Genomic DNA, 20,613 nt, shown 5'->3' on the forward strand with positions numbered 1-20,613 from the left:
CCTTATTCTCTCGCTAAAGCAGCAACTGGATCGAGTTGTGCCGCATTTCTTGCTGGTAAGAAGCCAAATACAATACCAATCATGCTTGAGCAGACAAAGGCCGCTACAATCGAGGTGGTCGAATAACTCATTTCAATGATGCCTTTGGCAAAGTGTCCGATGATTTGACCAATCCCTAAAGAGAGTAGTACACCGAGTATACCGCCCAATAAACAGACCAGAATTGCTTCAATCAGGAATTGCTGCAAAATGTCACTTTGTCGAGCACCAACCGCCATACGTACGCCAATTTCTTGAGTCCGCTCGGTCACAGAAACCAACATAATGTTCATAACCCCAATACCACCAACGACCAAAGAGATCACCGCGATTGCGGAAATCAGTAAGGTCATGGTTGCAGTGGTTTGCTGAATGGTTTCACGAATACTGTCGGAGTTTTGGGTAAACACGTCCTGCGCGCCGTGACGTTGTTCAAGTAGAGTCAAAATGGCATTTTCAGCGGCACTACTTGGATATTCATCTTTAATACGAACAATAATGCTACGCACATTAGACTGACCTAACATACGGCTCATGACTGTCGAATAAGGCAAGTAAACATTCAAACTGTCAGAGTTGCCCATAAAACCTTGTTGAGCATCAATCACGCCAATAATACGACTGGGTACACTGCCTAATAGCAGTACTTGACCGACAGGATTGGTCCCATCTGCAAAGAAGGTTTTCTCCGTATTGGTATCAATCACCACATCTTGGGCACGCTGAGTAACACTGTTTTTGTCAAAAGGCTGTCCTGATTTAAAGTTCATGCCACGGACATAGAAGAAATCTGCACTGACACCATTTACAGTTGCCGATGCTTCGGTATCCTTATAACGCAAGGTGACGCTGGTGTTGGCAGAGGGACTGACTCCATCCACATAGGGTTGTTCCGCCAGTGCATCGGCATCGGCAGGCACCAGTGTTTTGACTTGTGAAGCACGCGAGTTATCACCAAAACCACGCCCCTGATACACGGTAATGGTATTGGTGCCGAGACTACTGATATTTTCTAGAATTTGCTTCTGTGAGCCATTCCCAAGTGCAACCACCGAGACCACGGATGCGATCCCGATAATAATCCCAAGCATAGTCAAGAAAGTCCGCATACGGTGGGCATTCATGGCAAGCAGTGCCATGCAGAATGCTTCACCGAGACGGTCAAAAAAAGAACGCCAGCTTGAGGTTTTCTTTTGTGGTGTACGTTGCAGGGTTTGGTGTTGTAAATCGTTATCGGTATTTTCAGGCACATTGGCACGGTCTGAAATAATATTACCGTCACTGATCTCGATAATACGAGTCGCATTCTTGGCAACATTCAGATCGTGGGTGACCAGAATAATGGTATGACCTTTGGCATTCAGCTCACGCAAAATACGCATCACTTCAACACCACTATTCTTATCCAATGCACCTGTTGGCTCATCGGCAAGAATCACATCACCGCCATTCATCAATGCACGGGCAATTGAAACACGTTGTTGCTGACCACCAGATAACTGGCTTGGTCGATGATGTAAGCGTTCTTCAAGTCCGAGTTCTGAGAGTAGCTCAGCCGAACGCTGTTGGCGAAGTTGGCTGTCTACGCCTGCGTAAATGGCAGGGACTTCAACATTACCAGAAGCACTCAGATCACCCAGTAAGTGATAACGCTGGAAAATAAAACCAAAATATTCACGGCGTAATTGTGCAAGTTCATCAGGTTCTAGTTGGCGGGTTTCTCGACCATTGACCTTGTAACTTCCTGCGCTGGGCTTATCCAGACAGCCCAGAATATTCATTAGGGTGGATTTACCAGAGCCAGATTGACCAACGATGGCAACCAACTCACCTGCATAAATTTTTAAATCAATGCCTTTGAGAATTTGTACTGTACCTTCACCCGCAGGGAACTCACGGGTGAGGTCACTGACCTCAAGTAATGGCTGTGAAGAATGCGTTTGATCTTGGGTCATATTACATCCTCATTGGACGTTGATTGCTACGTTTTGCTGATTCGTTTGAGCTATCAGTTGCATCGGCAATCACCACTTGATCACCTTGTTTTAAACCTCTCAGCACTTGTGCAGTAACGCGATTGTTAAGGCCGATTAACACAGGTTGAGGTTGAGCAGTTCCATCCGCTTGTAACACACGAACCATGCCTGTGGATGCTTTACCTTGAGCAATTAAGGCTTTTTCAGCTTCAGTCAAATCTAGGCGTTTAGGATGCTGCGCTTTCTGAGTATCTGCATTTTTTGATTTATCTGTTGCAACCGAATTATTGCCATTTTCTTTTTTGTTTGAACGTTTAGTTTGGATGGCAGCGGCAGGGATTGTTAGTACATTTTTCGCTTCAGCCAAAACAATATAGACTTGTGCAGTCATATCAATACGTAACTTACCGTCTTCATTTGGAACATCAAACAAAGCGTTGTAATACACGGCTGTGCTTGATGATGATGAACTGGTATTGGTTGTTTCGGTATTGATAGAGTTTGGTGCTGGCTCAACTTGACGTAGCTGTGCGTAATGTTTTTTTTCACTATTACCTAATGTCGTGAAGTAAACGGTTTGACCTTTTTCAACTTTCATAACATCGGCTTCAGAAATTTGAGCCTTAATTGTCATCGTATCTAATTTCGCCAATTTCACAATCGTTGGCGCGGTTTGATTGGCATTCACCGTTTGACCTTCTTCGGTCACAATGGCAACCACTGTCCCATCCATTGGTGCAATAATACTGGTATAACCTAAATTCTCTTGTGCAGTTGCGAGTGTTAAACGAGATTGTTCAATTTGCGCATTGATTGCTGCAATTTGAGCTTGTGCTGTTTTAAAGTTTGCTAGTGCTGTTTCAAGTTCTGCACGTGAAGTTGCATCTTGGCTAAACATTGCCTGCTGGCGTTTATATTCAGCTTCCACTTTTGCTAAATTGGCTTGTTGTACCGCCAATTGAGCCTGTTGATTTTGAATATTCGCTTTGGCAGTTTTTAACTCGTTTTCTTGGCGAATCGAATCAATTTGTGCAATCAGTTGACCTTGTTTGACTTGATCGCCTAACTGAACATACATTTTTTTCACTTGACCTGAAACCTGAGCACCCACACTGACCATCTTGGTTGCTTCAAGTACACCCGTTGCAAGTACTGAATCTTCAATATCACCTTTGGAAACTTCAGCACTAATATATTGTGGTACTTGATCTTTAGGTTTAAAGAAAAACCATGCAACGGCTGCAATAATCGCGACACCGATAGCGATCATTATTATTTTACTGAATGGTATTTTTTTAGAACTTGTTTTGGGCATGGCAACAGATCGAGATTTGGAAACTCAAACCAGTATAAAAGCGAAATAAGGATAAAACGTGGATATTTTTAATCTATAATGATAATTATTATCAAATTTTATTGAAATTACTCGACTAGAATCTGATAAATATTTTGAATACCAATGACTGCATTTTCTGCGATTGAAACTCCACCCTTGGATGGAAGTATTGCTTCACGAGGATTGATTCGGATGAGTTTTGGTGCGAAGCGTTCACTGAAATAACGAACGGTTGGAATGGTTGTGCCTGCACCTATTTCAATGACAATAGATTGATTGTGGGCTTCTAAAAAATTTTCTAAGCGTCTCGCTTGTTGCGTGTGTCTTTGGCTGACCCAAGCATAATCATTAAACATCAAAATATTTGGACGGGATAACTTGCCACAATGTGGGCATAGTGGGAGTTGTCCTAACCATTGACAATTTTGATGATCAATCTCAGGCGTTAATTCATTTGCTGACCATGTTGTGAGTTGGCAAGGTTCTGAGCATTGAAGATGGTGGATCGAGCCATGACACTCATAAATTTGGTTTGGATCAAAACCTGCTTTTTGAAATTGCCCATCAACATTCGAAGTAAATACAAAGTAGGGGAGTGCTAATTTTTCAGCGAGTTGTTTGAGTAAATGAAAGCCTTGATGCGGCAAGGTTTGACGATATAGTGCCAAACGATGTCCATAAAAACCCCACGCTAAATTTGGCTGAAATTTAAATGCTGCTGGATTGGCTATTTCAGTAAAGTCGATACGTTGTTTACCGAGTTCTGGATAAGCTCGCCACATGCCTTGATTGCCTCGAAAGTCGGGCAGACCTGAGTCAACACCCATGCCAGCACCTGCGCTGATAATAAGAGCATCAGCATGCGAAAGTATATCTTTGATTTGTTCTTTCTGGATTGTGGTTAAATCCAATGACATAAAGTCATCCTTTTTTATTTATCTTTAAGAAAAGCTTGGAAATAAAGTTGTACCACACAGTTCACTGATTGCTTGAAGCATCAGATGTTCTGAGTTTTCTTTAGACATTCCTTTAATTGCAGCATCAATTGCTAATAAAAGTTCAGGCCATTTTAAAAACTGACGAGGGTTTAAGCGGCGTAATGCTTGCTGATAAAGCGAAACTTTAGTTTTCCAAATCCCTAATTGCAATGCATTCTGTGGCTGCTCAAAAAGTTGCATGAGTAGACGCATTTCTTTGCTGAGTGTCCATAAGATCAAACTATCTGGTTCGCCAGCAGCAAGAAGATACTGATAGATTTTAACGGATTGCTCTAAATTTCCTGTTAATAATGCATCACTTAAATCATAGGTGGTATAGCGTGATTGATCTTGTAAACACGCATAGAGTTGTTCAATCTGGATTTGTTTGATATCAGGAAAGGTATCTGCAACACGCATCAAACTGTTTTTGGCTGCGAGCAGGTTATGTTCATGATGCTGCATTAGCCATTGCCATGCATCATTATTCAATTGGATTCCGAGTTTATCGGCTTCAATACTTAATATACGTTGTCGGTCTTGTGGATAGGTTGCTGTTAAGGGAACTACAACACCATTGGCCTCCACGACTTGGAAAAAGGCAGACTTTAAACTGCTGCTGTCTTGTTTAGGTAAAACGATGAGCAATAAGTTATGTTCATTCTGTTGAATATAGTTTTTCAGCAGTCTTAAGCCATTGGCATCAGGCTTGATATTGCCATGTACTTCAATGGCGAGTTGCTGAGAAAACAGCGATAAGCTATTCAGCGCATTAAAAACATTTTTCCAATCATTGACGCTACTGATGTCATAACGCTGACGTTCAACTTCATGCTGTTGCCAACTTTTACGAAATCCATCAAGTAAGTTTTGCTCAAGCAAAGGTTCTTGCCCATGAATGATCCATGCACCACGGGCTTCTGTAATGCGTTTTAATGCTTGAACATAATCTAACTTCATAAAAAGTAATTATGGTTGAGCTTTCGGTAAACGATTCGCTGCAATTTGACGCGTAATTTGCTGGGCAATATCATCAATAATGATACGGTTCAGATACGCTTCTTGTTGGTTATCTGTATTTACAGTTGCCACATCATATTGGTACGTGCGAGATGCAGTGAGTGTGCGTGGTTCTGTGATTTTATTGCCTTGACGATCTTCAATTTGGAAAGTCACGGTTAAACGTAATAGTACTTCAGTCAATTTACCATTCAATAACTGGCGACGAGGGGTATAATCTAACATACGAAGTACATAGGCATCATTGGCATTACTGAGTTGTACGCCCGTAGCACTGAGATAGATGCTGAGACGATTCTCGAGTTCATCGGTATTGTCAGGTAAAACCAAAGTTAGTTTGTTATAAACCAATGGTGTTGCCGTTGGATAGCTTCCCTTTAAATGAAAGCCACAGCCAACTAAGCCTGCACTTAGACCTAAAGTTAAAACGATAGCAGCTAAACGTTGTGCTAAGTGCATATTTATTCCTCTAATCAAATCTATTCTAATTCCTCTTTGGTAGAGGATTAAAACCTCTCTTATATTTAAGAGAGGTTAGAAAGAATTATTAAACAACTAAATTAACAAGTTTATTTGGCACTACAATTTCTTTCTTGGTTGGGCCAGTTAAGAATTGTTGAACTTCTGGCAGTGCTTTTGCCAAAGCCAATAACTCATCTTTAGAGATATCGACTGCGACGTATAACTTACCACGCAGTTTACCATTCACTTGTACAACAATCGTTTGCGTATTACGGGTTAACGCTGATTCATCCACTTGTGGGAACAGTGTCGTATTAATATCAATACTAAACTGTGCTAAAAGTGTTTGACTTAAATGTGGTGCAAATGGGGCAAGTAAAGTCAATAAAGTTGTAATTGCTTCACGTGCAACAGCTACATCATTGTCATCTTTGGCTTCAAACTTATTGGTCGCATTCAATAACTCCATTAATGCCGCAATAGAAGTATTGAACGCATGACGGCGTTCAATGTCATCACCCACTTTCTGGATGGTTTCATGGGTTTTGCGACGTAAATCTTGCGCATCTTTCGAGAGGTTTGCTGTATCAATTGCAGTCGCTTGATTGTCTTTTTCCAAGAAACCAGCAGCCAAACGCCATACACGTTTCAAGAAGCGGTTCGCCCCTTCAACACCTGCATCTGACCATTCTAAAGATTGATCAGGTGGTGCAGCGAACATCATAAAGACACGTGCGGTATCTGCGCCGTACTGGTCAATAATGGCCTGTGGATCAATACCATTGTTTTTCGACTTAGACATTTTTTCTTGTCCGCCGATCACAACTTCCTGACCATCACCCGAATATTTCGCAGATAGAATGCGACCTTTCTCATCACGCTCTAATTCGATGTCAGCAGGGTTAAACCAAGTTTTCTTGCCACTCTCTGCTTCACGGTAGAAGGTGTCTGCCAACACCATGCCTTGGGTGAGCAAGTTAGTAAATGGTTCATTGCCTTGTACTACGCCTTCATCACGCATCAATTTATGGAAGAAACGTGCATAAAGTAAGTGCAGGATTGCGTGCTCTACACCACCGATATACTGGTTCACAGGAAGCCAGCTTTGAGCCGCTTCAGGTTTTACCATACCGCCAGTAAAATCTGGAGATGCATAGCGAGCATAATACCAAGAGGATTCTACAAAGGTGTCCAAGGTGTCTGTTTCACGACGTGCATCGCCACCACAGCAAGGACATTTCGTTTCATAGAATTCAGGCATTTTATTTAGTGGATTACCTGAACCATCTGGAACAACGTCAGTTGGTAATACAACCGGAAGTTGATCTTCAGGAACTGTGACTTGACCACAAGTATCACAGTTAATCATTGGAATTGGGCAACCCCAGTAACGTTGACGAGAAACACCCCAGTCACGTAAACGGAATTGAACTTTAGAATTTGCTAAACCTTGTGGTTCTAATTTCGCAAGGAATGCATCGAATGCAGCTTGGAATGCCAAACCATCAAACTCGCCTGAATTGACCAGTTGACCTTCTTTTGAACCATACCATTCTTGCCATTCAGTAACTGAGTATTCAGCATCATCAGTGCCTTTAGCATCGATGACTTGCTTGATTGGCAAGTTAAATTTATTGGCAAATTCAAAGTCGCGTTCGTCATGTGCAGGAACTGCCATTACAGCGCCTGAACCGTATGACATCAATACATAGTTGGCAATCCAAACAGGGAGTTCTTCACCTGTGACTGGGTGCTTAACAGATAAGCCTGTTGCCATACCTTTCTTTTCAGCCGTGGCTAAGTCCGCTTCTGCAACTGAACCCATACGGCATTCTTCAATAAATGCAGCTAATTCAGGATTGTTTTCCGCTGCTTTAAGCGCAAGAGGGTGTTCTGCTGCAACCGCAACATAAGTCACACCCATTAAGGTATCCGCACGCGTTGTATAAACGGTTAGGCCATCTGCATAGACTTCAGTATTGGCAGAAGGGAAGGTAATTTCCATCCCTGTCGAACGGCCGATCCAGTTACGTTGCATGGTCAAAACCTGTTGTGGCCAACCATCTTTTAAGGTGTCTAAATCGTCTAATAATTCTTGTGCATAGTCGGTGATGCGGAAGTAGTACATTGGAATATCACGTTTTTCAACCAATGCACCTGAACGCCAGCCACGACCATTTTCAACTTGCTCGTTGGCTAACACTGTTTGGTCTACTGGGTCCCAGTTCACGGTTGAAAGCTTACGATAGATCAAGCCTTTCTTATAAAGTTGTACGAATAACCATTGTTCCCAGTGGTAGTACTCTGGTGTACAGGTCGCAAACTCACGATCCCAATCGACGGATAAGCCTAATTTCTTTAATTGGTCACGCATATACGCAATGTTTTCAAAAGTCCATTTTGCTGGTGCAACTTGGTGCGCAATCGCTGCATTTTCAGCAGGCAAACCAAATGCATCCCAACCCATTGGTTGTAATACCGTTTCACCTTTTAAACGATAAAAACGGCTGATCACGTCACCAATGGTGTAGTTACGCACATGCCCCATATGCAGTTTGCCACTTGGGTAAGGGAACATCGACAGGATATAGCGATGTTTGCCCTCTACAGTGTCTGCAACTTTAAAAACTTTGCGATTGTCCCAGTCTTGTTGAACTTGAGGCTCAATGGCACTTGCTTGATATTCGGAGTCAATGTGAGAAGTCGTCATAGGGATATGCGATACAACAAAAATTAAAGTTAAGATTGCCGCACAGCATAGCGCAAAATAGGGGGCAATGTCAGTTTTTAGAGCAAGATTTTATCTTCTGGTTTTGAGTATCAGTAATTATAAATTAGATACTTTTATCGATTTGATACTCTTGAATTTGCTAACTTCTCTTTTTTCTGGAGATATTCTGATTCTAAAGAGGATCTAAGATCTTGTTCCGTCAGTGGACCGAACATGTCTATATAAGGATTGGTGCGTTTCTCCTTAGAGTAATCTTGCATTCCTTTTCGTACTTTTGCTTCAATTTCAGTCCGTTCTTTTGCTGTAAATTTATCTTTTGGAGCTACTGGAAATGGTGGCTGATTGAGATTTTGAACTGGTTTATAATATGAAAGTTGTTTTTTAGTTTGTTCTAAACTGTTGATATATGTGGATACTGAGCCTAACTTTTTCGCACTTGAGGGTGGAGGTGTTGCTGAATAATGAGTTGAGCCACTCGCGTCGATCCATTTATAAAAATCCTGAGCATGGCTAAGAGGAATAATAAAAAATAACAAGTTAAAGAAATGTAGGAGTTGTTGGAAAAGAGTTTTTGTCATAAATATTTGTATTTTAAAAAATTGAATAAAGTGGTGATATTAGAGTCACCATTTTATTCAATTATATTAAAAGAATCTAAAGATTTGGTTTTACTCTAACTGGTGCTGTAGTTTGAGTTTGAACAGGTGCAGTAGTAGCTGGAGTTTGAGAAGCTACATTCGTTGAAGGTTGACCAAAGCTTTGAGGTGATTGTGTTTCAGAAGACGGTTGACTTTCATTTTGAGGTTGCTGTGCTTTCGGCGGGTTTGTATTTTGAGTGCTAGTCCCATAAGTGGAAATTCTATCTAATCGTTTTGCTCCTTTTGGTGGAGGAGTCGTGGTGTAATGGGTTGAACCATTAGCATTTATCCATTTGTAATATTGCTGAGCGTAATTTTGGCTAGAACAAAGAAGCAGAGTCGTAGTTGCGACAGCGTATAGGCTTGTTTTTAAATATGATGGTTTCATAATTTGATCTCCCCAAAAGAATTCCGTCTATATTCGATCAAAATGTTTGAATTAGCCAATCACAATGCCTATTTTTGTATAAAAAGAAAATAGTTTTTTGATAAATGGGCATTTGGATCGATAAATTACCTTGAACTGAGAGATTAAAAAAACAACAGCTAAAAATTATTCTAAAAAAACCTTTTCTTTATTCTTGACTTTGTGTATGAAAGCAACAAAAATGCTTGCTTAGTTTTATATGCGCTTATTTGATCACCCTTCGAATAAATGTCATGGTTTGCAATGGACATTCTTTCTAGCCGAGAGAATGATTTTTTGAAATATGTTTATCCCAACATGTTTTGATTCGAGATGTAATAACAGCTTATACGGCTGATGAGTCAGAAAATTTTTCCTATTGCAGCAAAAACGAGTAGAATACGCACACTTAGAAAAGTGCATAAGTTAATGAATGAAAATACAATTTATGTCTCCCATAAATTGTACTAACACTAGGGTGAATCACGTTGGAACTTTTATCTGGTGGTGAAATGCTCGTTCGTGCGCTTGCGGACGAAGGCGTAGAGCATGTTTTTGGTTATCCAGGCGGCGCAGTTTTACATATTTATGATGCGCTTTTTCAACAAGACAAAATTAATCATTACCTTGTACGTCATGAGCAAGCTGCTGGTCATATGGCAGATGCATACTCGCGCGTAACTGGTAAAACAGGTGTTGTTCTTGTTACTTCTGGTCCAGGTGCAACAAATACTGTTACTCCTATTGCAACGGCCTATATGGACTCAATCCCAATGGTGATTTTGTCAGGGCAAGTTGCAAGTCACCTAATTGGTGAAGATGCATTCCAAGAAACAGATATGGTTGGTATTTCTCGTCCAATCGTAAAGCACAGTTTCCAAGTGCGTCACGCCAGCGAAATTCCTGCCATTATTAAGAAAGCATTTTATATTGCCTCTTCTGGTCGTCCAGGCCCAGTGGTTGTTGATATTCCTAAGGATGCCACCAATCCAGCAGAAAAATTTGCCTACGAATATCCTGAAAAAGTGAAGATGCGTTCATATCAACCGCCTTCACGTGGACATTCAGGTCAAATTCGTAAAGCCATTGATGAACTGATCACTGCTAAACGCCCAATGATTTATACAGGTGGTGGTGTTGTTCAGGGCAATGCTTCGGCATTGTTGACTGAACTTGCACATCTATTGGGTTATCCAGTGACCAATACCTTGATGGGCTTAGGTGCTTTCCCAGGTAATGATCCACAATTTGTGGGTATGTTAGGGATGCATGGTACTTATGAAGCCAATATGGCAATGCATAATGCCGATGTGATTTTGGCGATTGGCGCACGTTTTGATGACCGTGTGACCAACAATCCAGCCAAGTTCTGTCAAAATGCCAAAGTCATTCATATTGATATTGACCCAGCGACCATTTCAAAAACCATCATGGCGCATATTCCAATTGTGGGTGCGGTTGAACCTGTCCTTCAGGAAATGTTGGTACAGTTGAAACAGATGAATGTGTCCAAGCCAAATCCGGAAGCAATTGCTGAATGGTGGTCTCAGATTAATGAGTGGCGTAAAGTTCATGGCTTACGCTATGAAGCGGCTCAAAATGGTGAAATGAAACCACAACAAGTGGTGGAAGCGCTTGATCGTGTGACCAATGGTGAAGCGATCATTACGTCTGACGTAGGTCAGCACCAGATGTTTGGTGCCTTGTACTACAAATACAAGCGCCCGCGTCAATGGATCAACTCAGGTGGTTTGGGAACAATGGGCGTTGGCCTGCCGTATGCGATGGCAGCCAAGCTGGCATTCCCAGATCAACAAGTCGTGTGTATTACAGGTGAAGCATCAATTCAGATGTGTATCCAAGAATTATCAACATGTAAGCAATATGGCTTAAATGTGAAAATTCTTTGCTTAAATAACCAAGCTTTAGGCATGGTGAAGCAGTGGCAAGACATGAACTATGAAGGGCGTCATTCAAGCTCTTATGTAGATTCTTTACCTGATTTTGCAAAATTGATGGAAGCTTATGGTCACGTAGGTATTCAAATCAATCATGCAGATGAATTGGAATCTAAGCTTGCAGAAGCGATGGCGATTAATGATAAATGTGTATTCATTAATGTCATGGTTGATCGTACAGAACATGTTTATCCAATGTTGATTGCAGGTCAGTCGATGAAAGATATGTGGTTAGGTAAAGGGGAGCGCACTGCATGAGACACATTATCTCCGTACTTGTAGAAAATGAAGCAGGCGCGCTTTCTCGTTTGGTCGGTTTATTCTCTCAACGTGGTTACAACATTGAGACTTTAAACGTTGCGCCAACTGAAGATGAAACTTTATCTCGTTTGACGCTGACAACTTATGGTGATGATCACAAAATCGAGCAGATCACAAAACAACTGAATAAATTAGTTGAAGTGGTTAAGGTGGTTGATTTGTCAGAAGGTGCACATATTGAGCGCGAGCTTATGTTGATTAAAGTGAAAGCTTTAGGTGCTGCTCGTGCGGAAATTAAGCGTACAGCTGATATTTTCCGTGCCCAAATCGTTGATGTAACACCAACCACTTATACGATTCAGATCGCAGGTACAACTGAAAAGATTGATGGTTTTATTGATGCACTTGCTGAAAATACCATTCTAGAAGTTGTACGTTCTGGTGTGTCTGGTATTGCACGTGGTGAAAAAGTTTTAAGTATTTAATCGCTTCCCCAATTCTTCATATAGAAATGCAAGAATTGGGAAGTTTCAAAGAATCTATCCTTGTATGACAAGGGAAATGACAAAAATTTTAGCGGAGAAAACAGATGCAAATTTTTTACGATAAAGACTGTGACTTATCAATCATCCAAGGCAAAAAAGTTGCAATCATTGGTTATGGTTCACAAGGTCATGCTCATGCACTTAACTTGAAAGATTCTGGCGTTGACGTAACTGTTGGTTTACGTGCTGGTTCAGCATCTTGGAAAAAAGCTGAAAATTCAGGTCTTAAAGTATCTGAAGTTCCAGCGGCTGTTGCTCAAGCTGACTTAGTGATGATTTTGACTCCAGATGAGTTCCAATCTCAACTTTATCGTGATGTAATTGAGCCAAACATCAAGCAAGGTGCGACTTTAGCATTTGCTCACGGTTTCTCTATTCTTTATAACCAAGTTGTTCCACGTGCTGACTTAGACGTAATCATGGTTGCACCTAAAGCACCTGGTCATACAGTACGTTCTGAATACCAACGTGGTTCAGGTGTTCCAGATCTAATCGCTGTACACCAAGATGCTTCTGGTAATGCACGTAACGTTGCGCTTTCTTACGCTTCAGGTGTAGGCGGTGGTCGTACTGGTATCATCGAAACTTCATTCCGTGAAGAAACTGAAACTGACCTTTTCGGTGAGCAAGCAGTTCTTTGTGGTGGTGCTGTTGAACTTGTTAAAATGGGCTTCGAGACTCTTGTTGAAGCTGGTTATGCTCCAGAAATGGCGTACTTCGAATGTCTACACGAGCTTAAATTGATCGTTGACTTAATGTTCGAAGGCGGTATTGCGGACATGAACTACTCTGTATCTAACAACGCTGAATACGGCGAATATGTAACTGGTACTGAAGTAATCAACGAACAATCTCGTGAAGCAATGCGTAATGCATTGAAACGTATCCAATCTGGTGAATATGCGAAAATGTTCATTCAAGAAGGTGCATTAAACTACCCATCTATGACTGCTCGTCGTCGTCAAAATGCTGCGCATGGTATCGAAGTAACAGGTAACAAGTTACGTGCGATGATGCCTTGGATTCAAGCGAACAAAATCGTAGACAAAGAGAAGAACTAAGTTTTAGTTTAATCTTTAAAAGCCCTTGTTTATACAAGGGCTTTTTTATTGCATCACTTAAAGTGCTGTACCTTGTGATGATAGCCTAATCTTGCCGTTTAGGTTGTTAAGTTAATTCTCACGACTCGTATGGAAGTAAGCAGAATTTTTAAGATGTTACTGAGAGTATAAAAAATAAATTACCTGATAAGGAGTGTAGTCACTTATTTGCTTTCAATATAAAAAACTTCATATTCTTAGTCTTTTTTAATAACAGAATTATAGCAAACAGCATGATAAAAAGGCATACTATATACATGTTTAGAGCATTTATTAAAGGTAGTGCATCTTTTATAATTGTTGGTTGCTTTTAAAATTGCAGTAAAAAAAACAAGAATTTTCATTTGTTTGAAATGAATATGTGTTTTTATCCTATTGATTTATAAAATGAAAAAGACTTGAACTTATACTAGATGATGTTATTGTTAAGGAAAGTTTATGAATACACCATTTGTATCTTTTTTGAGTGTTAATGATCGTTATGATTTTGAGCAATTCGCTCAATAAATAAAAAAAGCACTGAATAATCATGGAAGTCCTTTATGGTTAACGTTAATTACGATAGCACATGGGTCATCGCTTCCATTTTGGTTGCAGTAGCGACTTGTTATGCTGCAGTTTCAATGGAAGAACTCGTTTTTAAAGCTGCTTATAAAAAGTTGGAGAAAAGCATTTTAGTAACGAGTGGGTTGACTTTAGGCTTGGCAATATGGGCAATGCATTTTATTGGAATGCTCGCGAGCCATTTGCCTGAAGGCTATCATTTTGATATTAGTTTGACTGTGCTTTCATATTTGATAGGCGCAACTGCCTCGGTATTTGCTGTTTGGCTAACGACTAGACCTACTTTACCTATGCCACGTCTGATCTTAGGTGCATTATTCTTAGGGCTAGGGATATCTGGAATGCATTACACGGGGATGTTGGCGCTTTCAGTTGAACACCATCAATTGAGATATGATCCATTACTCGTGATTTGTTCAGTACTCATTGCTGTATGTGGTTCTGGTTTGAGCTGTTTATTCGTTTTTAAATATAAAACCGCGGTTAAATATAAAACTGCACTAAAGGCTGTCGTTGCAATATTGATGGCTTTTAGTATCGTAGGTATGCATTACACGGGTATGGCAGCCACTTATTTTGATACAGGATTTGCGGAAGCACTTGGCTCAGCACATACAGAGCAAGCCGTTTTATTGTTTAGCATTATTTTTATTACCAGTTTGGTATTTGTTGCTGGTTTTGCCATCGCAGTTTTAGAAGCCCGACTAGAGGAGCGTAATCAACAATTAGTTAGAATAAATAAAGAATTAGCAACTCAGTCACTACATGATTCATTAACAAAGTTGCCGAATCGATTATATTTGACAGATTATGCGGAAGTAATCTTCAGCCATCATCGCTTACGAGAAGAAAAAGCAGCATTTTTATATGTAGATTTAGATCGCTTTAAATCGGTAAATGATGCTTTTGGACACCATATTGGTGATCAACTTTTAATTCAAATGGCCAATCGGTTACATGAAAAATTAAGTTCAAGCCATAAGCTATTTCGTATTGGTGGTGACGAGTTTGTATTGATCTCTGAAAATACTGATGTTAATCAAGCGATGTTGCTGGCAGAAGAAGTTCTGCATTTTATTCAAGAGGCATATCTGATCGCGACAAAAGAAATTAATATTTCTGCAAGTTTGGGAATTGCGATGTATCCTGAGCATGGTACGAATCTTCAGGATTTATTAATTAATGCAGATGTAGCAATGTTGGCATCTAAAGAGCAGGGTAGAAATACCTTTACTGTTTTCCACTCTACAACAGATCAGCAAGATGTTCGTAGCCAATCCAAATTAATTAATGATTTGTATAAAGCTGTAGATGAGCAGCAATTTGTTTTATTTTATCAGCCTAAATTTACTGCGAATTATAAAGTTTGTGGTATTGAAGCGCTCATTCGTTGGAAGCATCCAAGCTTAGGTTTGTTGACTCCTCAAATGTTTATTGAGGGAGCAGAAAAAACAGGTTTGATTATTCCGATGGGATATTGGGCATTGGAGCAAGCTTGTCAGCAGATTCAAAAATGGGAACGAAGTAATACTCCTTTTTATCCAATTGCCGTCAACTTATCTGCATTACAATTTGAAAATAAAAAACTTTTTAACGTATTAGAACAGCTCTTAGAACAATATCAAATTCAGCCCCACAATCTTATTTTAGAAATCACTGAATCAACAGCAATGCATCATATTGATTCAAGTATTCGCACTTTAGAACGCTTGCGTAAGTTGGGTATTCGGATTGCGATTGATGATTTTGGAACTGGCTATTCAAGCTTTTTATATTTAAAAGATCTGCCTGTTGATGAACTTAAAATTGATCGCGGTTTTCTCATAGATTTACAACCAAACTCGAAAGAAGAGGCAATTCTAGAAAGTATCATTCACCTTGCCGCTAGGTTAGGCTTAATCGTCACAGCTGAAGGTGTAGAAACACAGCAACAAGCTGATATTTTAACTAATTTAGGATGTAATCAATTACAAGGTTATTTATTTGGTATGCCTGTAAATGTTGAAAATTTAGTGTTGAATCATCACAACTTTGCTTAGTTTATTTGGACCTAACGATTTCTATATCATCTATTCACGAAAAAGGCTGCTCATATCTTTTCAAGTAAAAGAGATTCACAGCCTTGACTATTTTAGCAATTGTAAGCACTTAATTTGAGCGCTGTTGCAACCATGCGCTTACGACAGGCCAAACTGCTTGTGGTGCTTGGCTACCTGAAACCAAACCCATATGACCACCAGAGACAATTTCAAAGGTTTTATCTTGGCTACTGATCAAATCCATTAATGGTCGTACAGCTTCTGTAGTCACAATAATGTCAGTATCCCCACCAATCGCAAGTACTGAACATTCAATATCTTTAAAATCAGCCGTTTGATCTCCGAATTTAACGAGACCTGTCGAAAGTTCGTTATCAATCCAGAAGCGTAAAATAATATCGCGCATTACACCCCCAGGATAGGCGAGCATATTGTCAACAAACGAACTTGATGTTGCGTGATTAATGACAAACTGCCGATCGTTCAAATTTTTTAGTAATTGCCAATAATTTTTAAAATTACCCACGGGATCTGTGAGCTTAAATCCGAGCGTATTTTGCCAACCATGAATATGGAAATAGCGGCTCGGAATTTGACGGATTCGGAAATTAGTATTGGTCCGTACCCATTGTGCTGGCGTGTTTAACTTTTGATAAAGCTTGCCAATATAACCTGATTGATGAGTGTTAATTGGTGATGCCAAAATCATTAGATTCTTAATATTTTTATCTTTAAATAATGAGGTATAGCAAAGCGAGATCGCTCCACCGAGACTCCAACCATACAGTGATAGTTGTTGTTGTCCGCTATGTTCACGAATTTTGTTGATAAAGTCGGGCATAAAGATTTTGATATATGTACCGAAATTATATTTAGCTTGTTTAAGGCTTGGTGTGCCCCAGTCAATCATATATACATCAAAACCTTGGCTTTGAAAGTAACGAATGAGACTACGATCAGGAAACAAATCGAACACTAAGGTGTTCGCTGCTAATGGGGGAATAATAACCAGTGGCACACGGTGTTTATTTTCACCCGATTCTACGTCTGACTTGTAAAACCGTAAGCTAATAATTTCACGTTCATAAACGACTTCAAAAGGTGTCTTTCCTGACAATGCCAGTTGATGTCCCCTCAAGAAACGATCTGCCGCATTTGAAAATACTTGTGCAGCTTGCTTACCCGCACGCGTTTTTAAGATTGATTGGGCTGTTTTAGCGTTAACAAAGGTATTTTTAAATTTAGGCAATTGAGTCATCGTCCAAGAACTCTATGGTTACAACTGTGTAGCCGCATATTAGAAGAAAAAAAGCATTTGCTCACTGACTCATCTGCTTAACTTATTTTTGAAAATGATCAATTTAGAATATTGCATGGTCGTAAATTGCTCAAAAATACTTATTTAGGCAGTTGGGGCGTATACGTAAGCGAGCTTATCAACCTTAATATATGGTATTGCGCATATATGAATATTCATATATAAGATTACTATCATTAATTCAAAATGTTTGTACTCATTATGTCTACTCAACAACAAATTACGATTTATCACAATCCTGCATGTGGTACATCTCGAAATACACTCGGATTAATTCGCAATACAGGTATTGAACCTATCGTGATTGAATATTTACTGAATCCTCCTTCAAAATCTGAACTTATTCAATTGATTAGTGATGCTGGTTTGTCTGTAAGGGCTGTGATCCGTACGAATGTTGATCCTTATCGTGAACTTGATTTGGATCGTGAAACTTGGACAGATCATGAATTAATCGAATTCATGCTTGAACATCCTATTTTAATTAATCGTCCTTTTGTTGTGACGAGTCAGGGTACTCGTTTATGCAGACCATCGGAGTTGGTACTGGATATTTTACCAGTTGCACAACAAGGTGCTTTTTCCAAAGAGGATGGTGAACAGGTGATTGATGAAAATGGTCAGCGTGTTAATTAAATAATAATTCAGTATTTGAGGTTGGAAATGGATCGAGTGAATTTCTTTAAGTGTTTGTCTGATGAAACACGTCTCAGTATTGTCACTTTGGTGGCGGAAAATAAAGAACTATGTGTTTGTGATTTGACTGAAAAATTAAACTTGAGCCAACCAAAAATTTCGAGACATTTAGCCTTATTAAGGTCATCTGGCTTACTACAAGATCGAAGACAAAGTCAGTGGGTGTATTACAGCATCAATCCAGAACTGCCGATATGGTGCCATGATATTTTGGCTCTTTTAGTCAACGGTTCATCGTCAACAAGTCAGGATTTATCGTCTTTATCTCTAAAAAGTTATTGTGAGTAATTTGAATATGAAATTTCTATTTTTATGTACTGGAAATAGTTGCCGTAGCATTTTGTCAGAGGTGTTATTTAATCATCGTGCACCAGCAGGTTGGAAAGCATATAGTGCAGGAAGTAAGCCATCTGGCCAAGTTCATCCTTTGACGATCGAGACTTTAGAAAACTTAAATCTATCAACTGAGGGTTTGTGGAGCAAAACGATTGATGACTGTGAACAATATCAACCTGATGTGGTAATTACCGTATGTGATTCTGCAGCACAAGAAGCTTGTCCTCTTTATTTAGGTGGAGCGATCAAAGCACATTGGGGTTTAGCAGATCCTTCGCATTTAGACTTGCCGAAAGAAGAAAAATTAAAGGCCTTCCAAGTGACTGTTGATCATATCAATCGCCGTTTAGATGCTTTATTTGCAATGGATACTGAAAGTATGACTCGTCCAGAGTTAATTGCTGCGATCAATAAAATTTCTGAGATTGAATGAGAACATCATGGCTCAACAAAGCTTATCTTTTCTAGATCGTAATCTTACGCTTTGGATTTTTATTGCCATGGCACTAGGAATAGCCATCGGTGTATTTTTCCCTCAGGCGTCAGTAACGCTCGATAAAATGAGTGTCGACTCGGTCAATATTCCTATCGCGATTGGTTTGATTTTGATGATGTATCCACCTTTGGCAAAAGTGGATTATGCTGCTTTACCAGAAGTGTTCAAAGATAAAAAAACTTTAACTTTATCTTTGGTGCAAAACTGGTTGATTGCTCCAGTATTAATGTTTGTACTCGCAATTGTGTTTTTACATAATTATCCTGAATACATGACTGGACTGATTTTGATCGGTTTAGCACGTTGTATTGCAATGGTTTTAGTTTGGAATGGTTTAGCCTGTGGTGATAACCAATATGTAGCAGCACTTGTTGCATTTAATAGTATCTTCCAAATTTTATTCTTCAGTACTTATGCGTGGTTATTCCTAACTTTCTTACCACCGTATTTTGGTATTGCAGGACAAGTCATTCATGTAGATTTTTGGACGATTACCCATGCGGTGTTAGTTTACTTGGGTCTTCCATTTTTTCTTGGTTTCATGACACGATTGATTTTAGTGAAAGCCAAAGGTCTCGCGTGGTATCAAAATGTCTTTTTGCCGAAGATCAGTCCTTTAAGTTTGTTGGCGTTGCTGTTCACCATTGTGGCGATGTTTAGCCTTAAAGGTGCTGATGTCGTGAGCTTGCCTTTCGATGTGATTCGTATAGCGATTCCACTGACGATTTACTTTGTTGTGATGTTCTTCATGAGCTTTTTTATGAGCAAGTGGATGGGCAATAACTATCCGAAAACCACCGCAATTTCCTTTACTGCTGCTGGGAATAACTTTGAATTGGCATTAGCGGTCGCTATTGCAACCTTTGGTTTAGCTTCGCCTGTGGCATTTACCACAGTGATTGGTCCATTGGTGGAAGTGCCTGTGCTGATTGCTTTGGTTAGTGTGTCTTTATGGCTCAGAAAAAAGTATTTTAAATCGGTGTAATTGTGATGACTCTTCCAAATATAGATATGAATTTACTTGATCAACCCACTTTAGAAAAAGTGCAGGCGCAAGCCTTGGATCATGCACCACGTATTTTATTGTTGTACGGTTCGAATCGTGAACGTTCCTATAGTCGTTTAGCCGTGATGGAAGCAGGGCGTATCTTGGAGCAGTTTGGTGCTGAAGTAAAAATCTTTCATCCTAAAGGTTTGCCCTTACCTGAAGATGCGGATATGGAACACCCAAAAGTCAAAGAGCTACATGAATTGTTGGCGTGGTCAGAGGGCATGGTGTGGTGTTCGCCTGAACGCCATGGTTCGATGAGTTCCATCTTTAAATCGCAAATTGATTGGATTCCACTGGCAGGTGGTGCGATTCGTGCAACCCAAGGTAAGACTTTGGCATTGATGCAAGTTAGTGGTGGCTCTCAGTCATTTAACAGTGTAAATCAAATGCGCATACTTGGTCGTTGGATGCGCATGATTACCATCCCAAATCAGTCTTCAATTCCAAAAGCATTTTTAGAGTTTGAAGAAGATGGTCGTATGAAAGCATCGTCTTACTATGATCGTATCGTAGATGTGATGGAAGAATTATATAAATTCACACTGTTGACGCGAGGGCAGAGCAAGTATTTAACAGACCGTTATTCTGAACGGAAAGAGTCCGCTGAAGAACTGTCAAAGCGCGTCAATCGACGTAATCTATAGTGTCTATCGCTTTTCCTTAA

At 39.9% G+C, this 20,613-nt stretch carries 18 protein-coding genes; 9 read left to right on the forward strand and 9 right to left on the reverse strand.

The features are described from left to right. Positions 1–2: 2 nt before the first annotated feature. From CDG56_RS11885 to CDG56_RS11920, 8 genes are all read right to left on the reverse strand, one after another. Entirely contained in the window at positions 3–1,994 is a 1,992-nt protein-coding gene (locus CDG56_RS11885; RefSeq protein ID WP_087547975.1) for a MacB family efflux pump subunit, read from the reverse strand. 1 nt (position 1,995) lies between these two features. Beyond that, complete coding sequence (locus tag CDG56_RS11890) at positions 1,996–3,330, reverse strand: MacA family efflux pump subunit (protein ID WP_087547976.1); 1,335 nt, start codon at positions 3,328–3,330, stop codon at positions 1,996–1,998. A 107-nt stretch (positions 3,331–3,437) separates the two neighbouring features. Continuing rightward, positions 3,438–4,268, reverse strand: a complete 831-nt coding sequence (locus CDG56_RS11895; RefSeq protein ID WP_087547977.1) for an SIR2 family NAD-dependent protein deacylase — start codon at positions 4,266–4,268, stop codon at positions 3,438–3,440. Between the two features lie 24 nt (positions 4,269–4,292). Next, positions 4,293–5,288 (reverse strand): DNA polymerase III subunit delta, encoded by a 996-nt coding sequence (gene holA / locus CDG56_RS11900; RefSeq protein WP_087547978.1) that lies wholly within the window; start codon positions 5,286–5,288, stop codon positions 4,293–4,295. Positions 5,289–5,297: 9 nt separating this feature from the next. Next, positions 5,298–5,807, reverse strand: coding sequence for an LPS assembly lipoprotein LptE (gene lptE, locus CDG56_RS11905; RefSeq protein ID WP_087547979.1), 510 nt, complete (start codon positions 5,805–5,807; stop codon positions 5,298–5,300). Positions 5,808–5,895: 88 nt separating this feature from the next. Continuing rightward, positions 5,896–8,520, reverse strand: coding sequence for a leucine--tRNA ligase (leuS, locus tag CDG56_RS11910; RefSeq protein WP_087547980.1), 2,625 nt, complete (start codon positions 8,518–8,520; stop codon positions 5,896–5,898). 134 nt (positions 8,521–8,654) lie between these two features. Then, positions 8,655–9,119, reverse strand: a complete 465-nt coding sequence (locus CDG56_RS17590) for a DUF4124 domain-containing protein (RefSeq protein ID WP_087547981.1) — start codon at positions 9,117–9,119, stop codon at positions 8,655–8,657. Between the two features lie 76 nt (positions 9,120–9,195). Next, positions 9,196–9,567, reverse strand: a complete 372-nt coding sequence (locus tag CDG56_RS11920) for a DUF4124 domain-containing protein (RefSeq protein WP_087547982.1) — start codon at positions 9,565–9,567, stop codon at positions 9,196–9,198. Positions 9,568–10,073: 506 nt separating this feature from the next. Here CDG56_RS11920 and CDG56_RS11925 point away from each other — a divergent pair. From CDG56_RS11925 to CDG56_RS11940, 4 genes are all read left to right on the forward strand, one after another. Next, on the forward strand, positions 10,074–11,801 hold the full coding sequence (locus tag CDG56_RS11925; protein ID WP_005162602.1) for an acetolactate synthase 3 large subunit: 1,728 nt from the start codon (positions 10,074–10,076) through the stop codon (positions 11,799–11,801). Then, on the forward strand, positions 11,798–12,289 hold the full coding sequence (gene ilvN, locus CDG56_RS11930) for an acetolactate synthase small subunit (protein WP_005162601.1): 492 nt from the start codon (positions 11,798–11,800) through the stop codon (positions 12,287–12,289). Before CDG56_RS11925 ends, ilvN begins: the two co-directional genes overlap by 4 nt. A 104-nt stretch (positions 12,290–12,393) precedes the next feature. Next, positions 12,394–13,410, forward strand: a complete 1,017-nt coding sequence (gene ilvC / locus CDG56_RS11935; RefSeq protein WP_087536356.1) for a ketol-acid reductoisomerase — start codon at positions 12,394–12,396, stop codon at positions 13,408–13,410. A 581-nt stretch (positions 13,411–13,991) separates the two neighbouring features. Further along, positions 13,992–16,052, forward strand: coding sequence for an EAL domain-containing protein (locus tag CDG56_RS11940; RefSeq protein WP_087547983.1), 2,061 nt, complete (start codon positions 13,992–13,994; stop codon positions 16,050–16,052). Positions 16,053–16,161: 109 nt separating this feature from the next. Here CDG56_RS11940 and CDG56_RS11945 read toward each other — a convergent pair whose 3' ends face one another. After that, complete coding sequence (locus CDG56_RS11945) at positions 16,162–17,310, reverse strand: alpha/beta fold hydrolase (protein WP_087542902.1); 1,149 nt, start codon at positions 17,308–17,310, stop codon at positions 16,162–16,164. A 261-nt stretch (positions 17,311–17,571) separates the two neighbouring features. Between CDG56_RS11945 and arsC the strand changes: the two genes are divergently transcribed. From arsC to arsH, 5 genes are read left to right on the forward strand one after another with little or no spacing between them, the layout of a single operon-like run. Further along, positions 17,572–18,006 carry an arsenate reductase (glutaredoxin) gene (arsC, locus tag CDG56_RS11950; RefSeq protein ID WP_143225714.1) on the forward strand — a complete coding sequence of 145 codons (435 nt, stop codon included), beginning with the start codon at positions 17,572–17,574 and terminating at the stop codon, positions 18,004–18,006. A gap of 27 nt (positions 18,007–18,033) precedes the next feature. Beyond that, positions 18,034–18,354 carry a metalloregulator ArsR/SmtB family transcription factor gene (locus CDG56_RS11955; RefSeq protein WP_004955595.1) on the forward strand — a complete coding sequence of 107 codons (321 nt, stop codon included), beginning with the start codon at positions 18,034–18,036 and terminating at the stop codon, positions 18,352–18,354. A 7-nt stretch (positions 18,355–18,361) separates the two neighbouring features. Beyond that, positions 18,362–18,835 carry an arsenate reductase ArsC gene (locus tag CDG56_RS11960; protein WP_004955597.1) on the forward strand — a complete coding sequence of 158 codons (474 nt, stop codon included), beginning with the start codon at positions 18,362–18,364 and terminating at the stop codon, positions 18,833–18,835. Positions 18,836–18,842: 7 nt separating this feature from the next. After that, positions 18,843–19,883, forward strand: a complete 1,041-nt coding sequence (arsB, locus tag CDG56_RS11965; protein WP_087547985.1) for an ACR3 family arsenite efflux transporter — start codon at positions 18,843–18,845, stop codon at positions 19,881–19,883. A gap of 5 nt (positions 19,884–19,888) precedes the next feature. Further along, complete coding sequence (arsH, locus tag CDG56_RS11970; RefSeq protein WP_087547986.1) at positions 19,889–20,593, forward strand: arsenical resistance protein ArsH; 705 nt, start codon at positions 19,889–19,891, stop codon at positions 20,591–20,593. Positions 20,594–20,613 lie beyond the last annotated feature (20 nt).

Origin of the sequence: Acinetobacter sp. WCHA39 (genome assembly GCF_002165385.1) — a bacterium.
In the GTDB taxonomy this organism is placed as follows: Bacteria; Pseudomonadota; Gammaproteobacteria; order Pseudomonadales; family Moraxellaceae; genus Acinetobacter.